Annotated in this window: 9 protein-coding genes; 8 read left to right on the top strand and 1 reads right to left on the bottom strand. The window is 67.6% G+C overall.

Annotated elements, in window-relative coordinates:
* Positions 1-33 precede the first annotated feature (33 nt).
* Positions 34-342 (bottom strand): hypothetical protein, encoded by a 309-nt coding sequence (locus ACIBKX_RS20220; protein WP_363271648.1) that lies wholly within the window; start codon positions 340-342, stop codon positions 34-36.
* 409 nt (positions 343-751) lie between these two features.
* On the opposite strand from ACIBKX_RS20220, the gene ACIBKX_RS20215 reads away from it, so the two are divergent.
* The 8 genes from ACIBKX_RS20215 to ACIBKX_RS20180 all read left to right on the top strand — a co-directional run bounded on the left by ACIBKX_RS20215 (position 752) and on the right by ACIBKX_RS20180 (position 12,183).
* Positions 752-3,130, top strand: a complete 2,379-nt coding sequence (locus ACIBKX_RS20215; protein WP_363271647.1) for an ABC transporter family substrate-binding protein — start codon at positions 752-754, stop codon at positions 3,128-3,130.
* Positions 3,131-3,451: 321 nt separating this feature from the next.
* The gene (gene typA / locus ACIBKX_RS20210) at positions 3,452-5,326 is read left to right on the top strand and encodes a translational GTPase TypA (protein WP_363271646.1); all 1,875 of its coding nucleotides are present in this window, start codon (positions 3,452-3,454) and stop codon (positions 5,324-5,326) included.
* Positions 5,327-5,888: 562 nt separating this feature from the next.
* On the top strand, positions 5,889-7,517 hold the full coding sequence (locus ACIBKX_RS20205) for an ABC transporter substrate-binding protein (protein WP_363271645.1): 1,629 nt from the start codon (positions 5,889-5,891) through the stop codon (positions 7,515-7,517).
* Between the two features lie 81 nt (positions 7,518-7,598).
* The gene (locus tag ACIBKX_RS20200; RefSeq protein WP_363271644.1) at positions 7,599-8,528 is read left to right on the top strand and encodes an ABC transporter permease; all 930 of its coding nucleotides are present in this window, start codon (positions 7,599-7,601) and stop codon (positions 8,526-8,528) included.
* Positions 8,521-9,477 carry an ABC transporter permease gene (locus ACIBKX_RS20195; protein WP_363271643.1) on the top strand — a complete coding sequence of 319 codons (957 nt, stop codon included), beginning with the start codon at positions 8,521-8,523 and terminating at the stop codon, positions 9,475-9,477. Before ACIBKX_RS20200 ends, ACIBKX_RS20195 begins: the two co-directional genes overlap by 8 nt.
* An 11-nt stretch (positions 9,478-9,488) precedes the next feature.
* Positions 9,489-10,550: an ABC transporter ATP-binding protein gene (locus ACIBKX_RS20190; RefSeq protein ID WP_363271642.1), complete on the top strand. Its 1,062-nt coding sequence runs from the start codon at positions 9,489-9,491 to the stop codon at positions 10,548-10,550.
* Positions 10,543-11,700, top strand: a complete 1,158-nt coding sequence (locus ACIBKX_RS20185; RefSeq protein ID WP_363271641.1) for a dipeptide ABC transporter ATP-binding protein — start codon at positions 10,543-10,545, stop codon at positions 11,698-11,700. The genes ACIBKX_RS20190 and ACIBKX_RS20185 overlap by 8 nt, the downstream gene beginning before the upstream one ends.
* A gap of 189 nt (positions 11,701-11,889) precedes the next feature.
* Positions 11,890-12,183, top strand: coding sequence for a hypothetical protein (locus tag ACIBKX_RS20180; protein ID WP_363271640.1), 294 nt, complete (start codon positions 11,890-11,892; stop codon positions 12,181-12,183).
* The last annotated feature ends 46 nt before the right edge of the window (positions 12,184-12,229 follow it).

The following is a 12,229-nucleotide window of genomic DNA, read 5'->3' as shown; positions in this document are numbered from 1 at the left end:
CGGGCGTGCCGGGATTCCGTGGCAGACCGCGGCTCAGGGCGCGTGCCGGTCGCTGGCGCCCAGGCCCTCGTCGTCCGAATCCGTCCACAGGGTGCTGTCGTACGGCGTATCGGGGATGGTGACCATGTCGGGCCGCTTCGGTGGCGCGCCGCCCGCGGGGGCCGCCGCGCGCAGCAGTGCGACGCTCTCGCGCAGATGGTCGGCGTCCGTGCGGACCCGGCGGACGTCGATCCCGGCCAGGCCCTTGGCGTCGTCGCCGACCTGCTGTTCCAGCTTGCCGATCGTGCGGACCAGGTCGTCGACGCAGCGCTGAACAGCCGTCAGATCATCCTGCAGAGCCATGACTTGCCCTCACTTCAGGTGTGCGGTGGCAACGTTCATGCGCCTGCGAGTGTCGCGCGTCACATCGCCGCTTGTGAAGGGATCTGCCGGGATTCCCGGCTCGTACGTACGCAAACGCGCCGTGGTGCGCGCCGTCGCCGCGCCCCGCCATACGAAGGCCACCGCGCCCCGCCATTCGAAGGCCGCCGCGCCGAGCTCCCGCCACGCGAAGCCCCGTAACGCACCGTCACCCCCGATTGCGCCGCACGAGTGGGATCTGCGCGTGCCCACGTCGTGTCGCCGTCACCGGCCGGGTCCCGTCCCCTTCAGTGGGGCGATAGATGTGATCAGCTCCATATACCGCCAAACGTGATCAAACCCGGCCCGGTCCTGGTAGCGGGCGGCCGGGCGAGCCCCGGAGGTACCTGTCATGTCCCAAGAAGGCGTCAGATTGCGATCTGTCGTGTTCCTCGCCACGGGCGTGCTGGCGCTGCCCGCCCTCGCCGCCTGCAGCTCCCACGACGAGGCAGGATCCCCGACGGCGGGCCAGCAGATCGCGCCCGCCGCACGGGATCTCGTCGCCGACGGGGGGACCATGAACTGGGCCGTCGACGCGGTTCCGGAGACCCTCAACTCCTTCCAGTCGGACGCCGACGCGGGCACCTCGCGGGTCGCGGGCGCCGTCCTGCCGTCGATGTACCGCCTTGACGCGCAGGGCAGGGCCCAGCGCAACGCCGACTTCCTGGAGTCCGCGGAGGTCGTCGAGCGCGAGCCCAAGCAGGTCGTGCTCTACAAGCTCAACCAGCAGGCGGTGTGGAGCGACGGCCGGGAGATCGGCGCCGACGACTTCGCCGCGCAGCAGCGCGCCCTGTCCGGCAAGGACACCGCGTACTGGACGGCACGCAACGCGGGCTACGACCGCATCCAGAAGATCGAGCGCGGCGCGAACAACCTGGAGGTGCGCGTCACCTTCGACAAGCCGTACGCGGACTGGCGCTCGCTCTTCTCGCCGCTGTACCCGAAGGAGGTCATGGGCACGCCCGACACCTTCAACGACGGGGCGCGGCGGGCGCTCAAGGTGAGTGCGGGTCCGTTCGCCATCCAGGACTTCGACCGCAAGGCGGGCGAGGTCACGCTGGCCCGCAACCCCCGCTGGTGGGGCAGGCCCGCGAAGCTCTCCAAGCTGGTCCTGCGGGAGGTGCCGCGCGCCGAGCGGGCCGCCGCGCTGGCCGCGGGGAAGGTCGACCTCGCCGAGATCGACGCTCCCGAGGCGGCCCGCATCGCGAACGCCGCCCGCGACAAGGGCGTCCAGGGGCCGCTCGCCCACGGGCCCGAGGCGCAGCTCACCCCCGGCAAGGCGCTGCGCTCCTGGGCGGTCGCCAACGGCTCCGACGAGGAGGCGGCCGACACCGAGCAGCAGGCCCGCGAGAAGAACCAGAAGGCGATCAAGAGGTACGCCGACGAGCAGACGGGTCTGCGGGGCTACACCGTCCGCAAGTCCCTCGAACCGGCCTACACCCAGCTCGCCCTCAACGGCACGGAGGGGCCGCTGGCCGACGACAGGGTGCGGCGCGCGGTGGCCCGCGCCCTCGACCGGGACGCGATCGCCAAGGCTGTCCTGGGCCCCCTCGGCCTGCCCGCCGAGCCGGTCGGCAGCCATCTGGCGCTCGCCGGACAGCAGGCGTACGCGGACAACAGCGGAGCCCTGGGTGAGCAGGACACCACCGAGGCGCGGGCGCTGCTCGCCGACGCGGGGTGGGTGCCGGGCGGCCCGCTGAAGGGCGAGAAGGAGAAGAAGGGGAAGGCGGCCGGAAGCGAGGCGGACGCCGAGAAGGCCGACAAGAGCAACGAGAACGCCGACAAGAAGAACCAGAACGCCGACAAGAAGAACGAGAGCGAGTCCGGCGACGGCACCTACATCGTCGGCGAGGAAGACCAGAAGCCCGGCGACAGCGGCACCTCCGTGCTCGCGCCCGCCCCGGTGGCGGCCTACCAGGAGGCGGCGCTGAGCCGCCAGGCCGCCTCCCTCACGGCGCACCGCGAAGCGGCCCACCGCAAAGCGGCATCCCGCGAGGCCGACAAGGAAAAGAAGAAGGACCCCGGCGAGCACGCCCGGCAGCACACCGGCCGGCAGGCGAAGGAGCACGCAGGCCAGCAGGCGAAGAAGGGCGGCGCCCCCGGCGCCTACGCCCCCAAGGGCACCGCGGCTCCCGCCGCTCCCGCAGCGGCCGCGGGCGGCCCCATGGCCAAGGACGGCAAGCCGCTCACCCTCCGCTTCGTCCTGCCGTCGGGCGAGGGCTCGGAGTCGCTGCGCACGGTGGCGGATCGTATCTCCGCGATGCTGGAGAAGATCGGCGTACGCACGGAGACGGCGAAGGTCGCCGACGACAGCTACTTCAAGGACCACATCGCGTCCGGTCAGTACGACCTCGCGCTGTACTCCTGGCCCGCGTCGGCCTTCCCGGCCACGGACGCGCGCCCGATCTTCGCCAAGCCGGTGCCCGCGGCGGACGGCTCGCTGAACGTCGAGCAGAATTACACGCGGGTCGGCACGGACCACATCGACCAGCTCTTCGACCAGGCGATGGGGGAGCTGGACGAGGACGAGGGACGCGCCCTGGTGCGGAAGGCCGACGCCCGTATCTGGGCCGAGGCGGGCTCCATCCCGCTCTACCAGCGCCCCCAGCTGGTGGCAGCCCGGCCGAACCTGGCCAACGCCGGGGCGTTCGGTTTCCAGTCCCCGAACTACGAGGACATCGGCTTCCTGAAGCCGGGCACGAAGCCCTCGGGGAACCCGTCGGCGAAGTGAACACTCCGTGACGAAGTGGGCCTGCCCGGATGACGAAGTGAGCCTGCCCTAAGTTCGTCGCTCAGATTCCGCTCAACTCCCTTGCCCGCCGGTGACCCCGGCGGGCAAGGTCGTTCCTACCCATTGACCTGGCCCGCCCTTCCCCCCCCGTTGGCCCGAGCAAAACCCCAGCTCAAACCCCCTGCGAGGGTCCCGCGGAGGCTACCTCCGCGGGAGCCACGTAGACTGGGGTAAGGCCGTGGCGTGTTGTCTGCCCGGCAGGGCACGCGTACCGGACCGTACGCGCCGCCGTCCACTCTTCCCGGGAGAAGCGCAGCTCGTATGCCCACGCGCCATGACATTCGTAACGTCGCCATCGTCGCCCACGTCGACCACGGCAAGACGACCATCGTCGATGCCATGCTCAAGCAGGCCGGTGCCTTCGCGGCGCACGCCGCCGAGTCGCTCGACGACCGCATGATGGACTCGAACGACCTGGAGCGTGAGAAGGGCATCACGATCCTGGCCAAGAACACGGCCGTGAAGTACCACCCCAAGGATGGTGGCGAGCCCATCACCATCAACATCATCGACACCCCCGGTCACGCCGACTTCGGTGGCGAGGTCGAGCGCGGTCTGTCGATGGTGGACGCGGTCGTCCTGCTCGTCGACGCCTCCGAGGGTCCGCTGCCGCAGACCCGCTTCGTGCTCCGCAAGGCCCTCCAGGCCCGGATGCCGGTCATCCTGTGCATCAACAAGACCGACCGCCCGGACTCCCGGATCGACGAGGTCGTCAACGAGACGTACGACCTGTTCCTGGACCTGGACGCGGACGAGGACCAGATCGAGTTCCCGATCGTCTACGCCTGCGGCCGTGACGGCATCGCCTCGCTGACCAAGCCGGAGGACGGCACCGTCCCCGCGGACAGCACCAACCTGGAGCCGTTCTTCTCGACGATCCTGGAGCACGTCCCCGCTCCGGAGTACGACGAGCAGGCCCCCCTCCAGGCGCACGTCACCAACCTGGACGCCGACAACTTCCTCGGCCGTATCGCCCTCTGCCGCGTCGAGCAGGGCGAGCTGAAGAAGGGCCAGACCGTCGCGTGGATCAAGCGTGACGGCACGATCCAGAACGTCCGCATCACCGAGCTGATGATGACCGAGGCGCTCACCCGCAAGCCCGCGGAGAAGGCCGGCCCCGGTGACATCTGCGCCATCGCCGGTATCGCGGACATCATGATCGGCGAGACCCTGGCCGACCCCGAGAACCCGATCGCGCTGCCGCTGATCACGGTCGACGAGCCCGCGATCTCCATGACCATCGGTACGAACACCTCGCCGCTGGTCGGCAAGGGCGGCAAGGGCCACAAGGTCACCGCCCGCCAGGTGAAGGACCGTCTGGACAAGGAGCTGATCGGTAACGTCTCGCTCCGCGTCCTCGACACCGAGCGCCCCGACGCCTGGGAGGTCCAGGGCCGTGGTGAGCTCGCGCTCGCCATCCTGGTCGAGCAGATGCGCCGCGAGGGCTTCGAGCTCACCGTCGGCAAGCCCGAGGTCGTCACCAAGCAGGTCGACGGCAAGACGTACGAGCCGATCGAGCGCATGACGATCGACTCGCCCGAGGAGCACCTCGGCGCCATCACGCAGCTGATGGCGACCCGCAAGGGCCGCATGGAGACGATGACCAACCACGGCTCCGGCTGGATCCGCATGGAGTGGATCGTTCCGTCGCGTGGCCTCATCGGCTTCCGTACGGAGTTCCTGACGCAGACCCGTGGTACGGGCATCGCGCACTCGATCTTCGAGGGCCACGAGCCGTGGTTCGGCGAGCTGCGCACCCGTCACAACGGCTCGCTGGTCGCCGACCGCTCGGGTTCGGTCACGCCGTTCGCGATGGTCAACCTCCAGGAGCGCGGTGTCATCTTCACCGAGGCCGGCACCGAGGTGTACGAGGGCATGATCGTCGGCGAGAACTCGCGCGCCGACGACATGGACGTGAACATCACCAAGGAGAAGAAGCTCACCAACATGCGTGCGGCTTCCGCGGACACGACCGAGAACGTCGTGCCTGCCCGCAAGCTCTCGCTCGAGCAGTCCCTGGAGTTCTGCCGCGACGACGAGTGCATCGAGGTGACCCCGGAGACCGTGCGTATCCGCAAGGTCGTCCTGGACCAGAAGCAGCGCGGCCGCACCGCTTCGCGCGCCAAGCACAGCTGAGGCTCGCGCCAAGTCTCCCTAAAAGCTTGGCGAATTCAGCATCCGAGGCCGGTTTCCGCCCCTCCGCGAGGGGGGTCGGGAGCCGGCCTCTCGCGTATCTCCCGGCGATCACCCCGTACGCGGCTCGCGGCGGCGCTACGCTGGCCCCCACCTCCCGGGGTCTACGCGTGTCCACTCGGCGACCCGGGAAGGCCTCGCCGACTGTCCCCGACTCGGCTCGCCGCAACCGGTTTTCGTGGACGCTCCGTCCGGAATGCGGACACCGTTGACCGTTAGATGTGTAACACGTCCGTTTCGCAACCATCTATCTCGGATCGGTTTGTCCGGATTTTGGAAGTTGTACGCACCAGGTGTGATTGAACCGAGACCAAAAGACTGTGGTCGACCCCTGCCTCATGGCTAATAGTTGACCGCGTATAGCTCGGGTCAATGGGTCACGCGCTGTGGGGAGCGCCGACTCACGAGCACACTGGGGTATGTCGATCTTCGCCGTCAGGGGTGTCGGCGCGGTTTCTCGTACCCCCTCTCGTAGTGAACAAGTGGACTCATGAGGAGGAACCCCATGCGTGGTGCCAAGAGCGCCAAGTGGGTCGCGATAGCCGGTGTTGTGGCTCTGACTGCCACCGCTTGTGGCGGCGGCAGCGACAGCAGCGACAACAGCAACCGCAAGGTCGACCCCAAGGGGATCGTCAGCTACGCCAATGGTGAGCCGCAGAACGCCCTGCAGCCGGCGAACACCATGGAGGCGTACGGCAGCGTCGTCATCAACTCCCTCTTCACGGGGCTTGTCAACTACGACAAGCAGGGCAACATCACCTACGAGAACGCCGAGTCGGTTACCCCCGACAAGGACAACAAGGTGTGGACCGTCAAGCTGAAGCCGGGCTGGAAGTTCCACAACGGCGAGGCCGTCACGGCCAAGTCGTACGTGGACGCCTGGAACTTCGCGGCCAACCCCGCCAACGGCCAGCAGAACAGCGCCTGGTACCGCGACATCGTCGGCTACGACAAGGTGCACCCCGAGAAGGGCAAGGGCACGGGCAAGACCATGTCCGGCCTGAAGGTCGTCGACGACAACACCTTCACCATCACGCTGAACTCGGGCATCCCGTACTACGCGTACAAGCTCGTCTACGCGCCCTTCTACCCGATGCCCTCGGCGGCCCTGAAGGACCCGAAGACGTACGGCGAGAAGCCGGTCGGCAACGGTCCCTACAAGTTCAAGAGCTGGGACCACAAGAAGTCGATCCAGGTCACCGCCTGGCCCGAGTACAAGGGCTCCAACAAGCCCAAGAACGGTGGCGTCAACTTCAAGGCGTACACGACGCCGCAGGCCGCGTACAACGACCTGCGCTCGGACAACGTCGACACGATGCCGCTGATCCCGGACAGCGAGCTGGCCAACTTCAAGCAGGACTTCGGCGACCGCGCGATCCAGCAGGACTTCTCCGCGATCAACACGGTCAACCCGGCCTTCTACAGCAAGACGTTCAAGGACGTCGACGTGAAGGTCATCCAGGGTCTGTCCATGGCGATCGACCGCGACACCATCGCGAAGACCACCTTCGCCGGTACGCGTGAGTCCGCCACCGGCTGGGTCGCCAAGGGCGTCAAGGGCTACAAGCCCGGCGCCTGTGGTGAGTTCTGCAAGTTCGACCCGAAGAAAGCCAAGCAGTTCGTCAAGGACGGCGGCGGCGTTCCGGGCAACAAGATCTCCATCCAGTACAACGCCGACCAGCCGCACAAGGGCTGGGTCACGGCGGTGTGCAACTCCATCACCAAGTCGACCGGCGTGAAGTGCGTCGGCGACCCGAAGACCGACTTCCAGGCCGACACCGAGGTGCGGGACAAGAAGCAGGTCAAGGCGATGTACCGGTCGGGCTGGGTGCTCGACTACCCGTTCAACGGCAACTTCCTCGCCGACCTCTACGGCACGGGCGTCGACGGCAACAAGGGCGGCTTCTCGGACAAGAAGTTCGACGAGCTGACCAAGAAGGCCGACGCGGCCAAGACGATCGACGAGTCCGCGGAGCTGTACAACGAGGCTGAGAAGCAGCTCGTGAACACGTTCCCGGGCATCCCGCTCTGGTACAACAAGACGCTCTCCGCCTACTCGCAGAACGTCAAGCACGTGCAGTTTGACCAGGCCGGTGACCCGATCCTCACCGACATCGAGGTCTTCAAGAAGTAGGCGTCGGAGGCCAGTTCCCGAAGCGACGCCCGGCGATCCCGGGCGTCGCTTCGGGCGGCTCCGGATTGGACGGAGGCACCAATGGGGCGCTATGTCGCGCGGCGACTGCTCCAGATGATCCCGGTCTTCATCGGGACAACCCTGTTGATCTTCATCATGGTCAACGTGCTCCCCGGCGACCCCGTACGGGCGCTGTGGGGAGACAAGCCGCCGGACCCGGCGCAGGTGGCGCAGATTCGCCACGACCGTGGTCTGGATCTGCCGCTCTGGCAGCAGTATCTGCACTACATGGGCGGGCTGCTGCAAGGCGATTTCGGCAACACCATCGCCGGTAACCGGCCGGTGCTCGACGAGATCACCCAGGCCTTCCCGGTCTCGATCAGACTGGCCTCGATGGCCTGGACGTTCGAGCTCATCGTCGGCATCACCCTGGGCGTCCTGGCCGGCATCAAGCGCGGCCGTTTCGTCGACAACACGGTCACGCTCTTCACGCTCCTGGTGATCTCCGTACCGATCTTCGTGGTCGGTCTGCTGTGCCAGCTGTTCTTCGGCAACGAGCTCGGGTGGATCACACCCACGGTTCAGGACTCCGAGAACATGAGCCAGCTGATGGTTCCCGCGATCGTGCTCGGCATGGTCGGACTCGCCTATGTGGCGCGACTGACCCGCACCTCGATCGCCGAGAACCGGCAGGCGGACTACATGCGTACGGCGGTGGCCAAGGGCCTGCCCCGGCAGCGCATCATCACCCGGCATCTGCTGCGCAACTCGCTGATCCCCGTGGTGACTTACCTCGGCACCGACGTCGGCACCCTGATGGGCGGCGCGGTCATCACCGAGGGAATCTTCAATGTGACGGGCGTCGGCAACCTCCTCTTCCAGGCTCTCGCCCGCCGTGAGGGCGCGGTCATCGTCGGTGTCGTCACCGTCCTGGTGCTCGTGTACCTCGCAGCCAGCCTGATCGTCGACCTGCTTTACGCGGTCCTGGACCCGAGGATCCGTTATGCCTGACCTCACCAAGACCCCGGCCGCGGACGAGAAGACCGTGGCTCCCGACGTGGTGGAAACGGCCGCCGCCGCCGGTCCGGCGCCGGGCAAGCCGCGCAGCCTGTGGAACGACGCGTGGCGGGAGCTGCGCCGCAATCCGCTCTTCGTCGTCTCCGCGTTCCTGATCGCGATCCTGCTCGTGGTCGCGATCGCCCCCGGGCTCTTCACCAACGCGGACCCGGAGTCCGGCGACCAGGTCAACCACTTCCTGGGGAAGCCCGAGCTCAGCCACTTCTTCCAGGCCGAGTGGTTCGGATACGACAGGACGGGCCGCAGCATCTACGCCCGGGTCGTCTTCGGCGCGCGCAACTCGATCCTCGTCGGCGTCGGCGTGACCGTCCTCGTCACCCTCTTCGGCGGACTGTGCGGCATGCTCGCGGGCTACTTCGGCGGGTTCTGGGACAGCCTCATCTCCCGGCTCACCGACGTGTTCTTCGGCATCCCGTTCCTGCTCGGCGCGATGGTCGTCCTGAACGCCTTCACCGACCGCACCGTCTGGGTCGTCATGGGCGCGCTCGCCTTCCTCGGCTGGACGCAGATCGCGCGCGTGATGCGCGGCGCGGTGATCACCACCAAGCACGCCGACTATGTGGTGGCGGCGCGTGCGCTCGGCGCCGGGACCAAGCGGATCCTGTTCCGCCACATCCTGCCGAACGCGCTGGCTCCGGTGATCGTCGTAGCGACCATCTCGCTCGGTACGTACATCGTGGCCGAGTCGACGCTGTCCTACCTGGGCCTCGGCCTCGGCGACGGCGCGATCTCGTGGGGCGGCGACATCTCCGACGCCACGCAGGACATCCGGAACAACCCGCACACGCTGTTCTTCCCGGCAGGAATGCTGAGTATCACGGTGCTGGCGTTCATCATGATGGGTGACGCCGTACGCGAAGCCCTCGACCCGAAGCTGCGCTGAGGGAGGCGTACATGACCAGCATCGACATCAAGGAAGACTCGGTTCCCGCCCCCCGCTCGGGCGAGGAGAAGAGCGGCAGGCTGCTGGACGTCAAGGACCTGCACGTCGAGTTCCACACCCGCGAGGGTGTCGTCAAGGCAGTCAACGGCGTCAACTACAGCGTGGACGCGGGCGAGACGCTCGCCGTCCTCGGTGAGTCCGGCTCCGGCAAGTCCGTGACCGCCCAGGCGATCATGGGCATCCTCGACATGCCCCCCGGCAAGATCCCGCAGGGCGAGATCCTCTTCCGGGGCCAGGACATGCTGAAGATGTCCAACGAGGAGCGCAGGAAGATCCGCGGCCGCAAGATCGCCATGATCTTCCAGGACGCGCTGTCGTCCCTGAACCCCGTGCTCTCGGTGGGCTACCAGCTCGGCGAGATGTTCCGGGTGCACGAGGGCCTCTCGCGCAAGCAGGCCAAGGCCAAGTCCATCGAGCTGATGGAGAAGGTCAAGATCCCGGCCGCCAAGGAGCGGGTGAACGACTACCCGCACCAGTTCTCCGGCGGTATGCGCCAGCGCATCATGATCGCGATGGCGCTCGCCCTGGAGCCGGACCTGATCATCGCGGACGAGCCCACCACGGCGCTCGACGTGACGGTCCAGGCGCAGGTCATGGACCTGCTCGCCGAACTGCAGCGCGAGTACAACATGGGCCTGATCCTGATCACCCACGACCTCGGCGTCGTCGCCGACGTCGCGGACAAGATCGCGGTCATGTACGCGGGCCGGATCGTCGAGACGGCCCCGGTCCACGAGCTCTACAAGCGCCCCGCGCACCCGTACACGCGCGGTCTGCTCGAGTCGATCCCGCGGCTCGACCAGAAGGGCCAGGAGCTCTACGCGATCAAGGGCCTGCCGCCCAACCTGCTGCACGTCCCGACCGGCTGTGCCTTCAACCCGCGCTGCCCCAAGGCGCAGGACATCTGCCGTACGGACATCCCGGCCCTGGTGCCGGTGAGCGAGCAGGACGGCGCGGAGCTGCCGGGCCGCGGCAGCGCGTGCCACTTCTGGAAGGAGACGATCCATGGCTGAGCCGACGAAGGCTTCGAAGGCCGACGAGCCGCAGGACGCGACGCCGAACGTCTCCGAGGTGGAAACGGTCGACGCGACCACCGCCGAAGAGGCCGTGGCCGCGATCGAGGCGCCGGCGGAGCGCGGCGAGCCGATCCTCCAGGTCCGCAACTTGGTGAAGCACTTCCCTCTGACCCAGGGAATCCTCATCAAGAAGCAGATCGGCGCCGTCAAGGCGGTGGACGGCATCTCCTTCGACCTGTACCAGGGCGAGACGCTGGGCATCGTGGGCGAGTCGGGCTGCGGCAAGTCCACGGTCGCGAAGCTGCTCATGACCCTGGAGCGGGCGACGGCGGGTGAGGTCTTCTACAAGGGCCAGGACATCACCAAGCTGTCGGGCCGCGCGCTGAAGGCGGTCCGCCGCAACATCCAGATGGTGTTCCAGGACCCGTACACCTCGCTGAACCCCCGTATGACGGTCGGCGACATCATCGGGGAGCCCTTCGAGATCCACCCCGAGGTGGCTCCCAAGGGCTCGCGCCGCCAGAAGGTCCAGGACCTCCTGGACGTGGTGGGCCTCAACCCGGAGTACATCAACCGCTACCCGCACCAGTTCTCGGGCGGTCAGCGCCAGCGCATCGGCATCGCGCGCGGTCTGGCCCTCAACCCCGAGATCATCATCTGCGACGAGCCGGTCTCGGCCCTGGACGTCTCCGTCCAGGCCCAGGTCATCAACCTGATGGGGAAGCTGCAGGACGAGTTCAACCTCTCCTACCTCTTCATCGCGCACGACCTGTCGATCGTCCGGCACATCTCGGACCGCGTGGGCGTGATGTACCTCGGCAAGATGGCGGAGATCGGCTCCGACGAGCAGATCTACGAGCACCCGACGCACCCGTACACTCAGGCGCTCCTGTCGGCGGTCCCGGTGCCGGACCCGGAGGCCCGCGAGGGCCGCGAGCGGATCATCCTGACCGGCGACGTCCCGTCCCCGGCCAACCCGCCCTCCGGCTGCCGCTTCCGCACCCGCTGCTGGAAGGCGGAGGCGAAGTGCGCGGAGGAGATCCCGCTGCTCGCGATCCCGCAGCGCTTCGCGGGCCAGGACACGCCGGCGGCGCATGAGTCGGCGTGCCACTTCGCTGAGGAGAAGGACGTCGTGCACGCGGCGTGAGCTTGGACCTCACTTGAGGGCGCCCGGAAGCGTCGGCTTCCGGGCGCCCTTTCGCTTGCCCTGCCGCGCGTCCGCAACCTGTGAGTTCTCAGGTTCCCGCTGGGGCCGGACACCGCCAGAGTGAAGGCATCCGGAGACGCGGAAGAAGGTCTCCGTGGAAGCGAATCCGAAAACGGGGGAGTGAGCTCAATGGCAGGCACATCCAGGAAGACGCTCGCGAAGGTCGCGGGAGTGGTGGCGGGCGCGGCGATGGTGGCCGTACCGATCACGACGACTACGGCATCGGCGGCACCTTCGCCCGAGGCTTCGGCTTCGACCTCGGTCCGGACCCAGGCCGAGGCGAAGGGGATGAAGTTCTACGACGACTACTGGACGAAGAAGTCGTGCGTGAAGGTCGGCAAGTGGGGCCTCAAGAAGGGCAAGTGGACCATCTACACCTGCTCGTGGGAGGGCTGGGACTGGAACCTCTACTACGACAAGTAGCCCTGCGCCCACCGATGGCCGCGTCCCCATGGGGGCGCGGCCATCC

Source organism: Streptomyces sp. NPDC050658 (assembly GCF_044457025.1).
In the GTDB taxonomy this organism is placed as follows: domain Bacteria; phylum Actinomycetota; class Actinomycetes; order Streptomycetales; family Streptomycetaceae; genus Streptomyces.
Note: the sequence above shows the minus strand (reverse complement) of the source record. Positions and strands in the feature narration are given on the sequence as shown.

Coding starts and splice junctions, on each gene's coding strand:
- ACIBKX_RS20220 (WP_363271648.1), bottom strand. CDS start 342: ATGGCTCTGCAGGATGATCTGACGGCTGTTCAGCGCTGCGTCGACGAC.
- ACIBKX_RS20215 (WP_363271647.1), top strand. CDS start 752: ATGTCCCAAGAAGGCGTCAGATTGCGATCTGTCGTGTTCCTCGCCACG.
- typA (WP_363271646.1), top strand. CDS start 3,452: ATGCCCACGCGCCATGACATTCGTAACGTCGCCATCGTCGCCCACGTC.
- ACIBKX_RS20205 (WP_363271645.1), top strand. CDS start 5,889: ATGCGTGGTGCCAAGAGCGCCAAGTGGGTCGCGATAGCCGGTGTTGTG.
- ACIBKX_RS20200 (WP_363271644.1), top strand. CDS start 7,599: ATGGGGCGCTATGTCGCGCGGCGACTGCTCCAGATGATCCCGGTCTTC.
- ACIBKX_RS20195 (WP_363271643.1), top strand. CDS start 8,521: ATGCCTGACCTCACCAAGACCCCGGCCGCGGACGAGAAGACCGTGGCT.
- ACIBKX_RS20190 (WP_363271642.1), top strand. CDS start 9,489: ATGACCAGCATCGACATCAAGGAAGACTCGGTTCCCGCCCCCCGCTCG.
- ACIBKX_RS20185 (WP_363271641.1), top strand. CDS start 10,543: ATGGCTGAGCCGACGAAGGCTTCGAAGGCCGACGAGCCGCAGGACGCG.
- ACIBKX_RS20180 (WP_363271640.1), top strand. CDS start 11,890: ATGGCAGGCACATCCAGGAAGACGCTCGCGAAGGTCGCGGGAGTGGTG.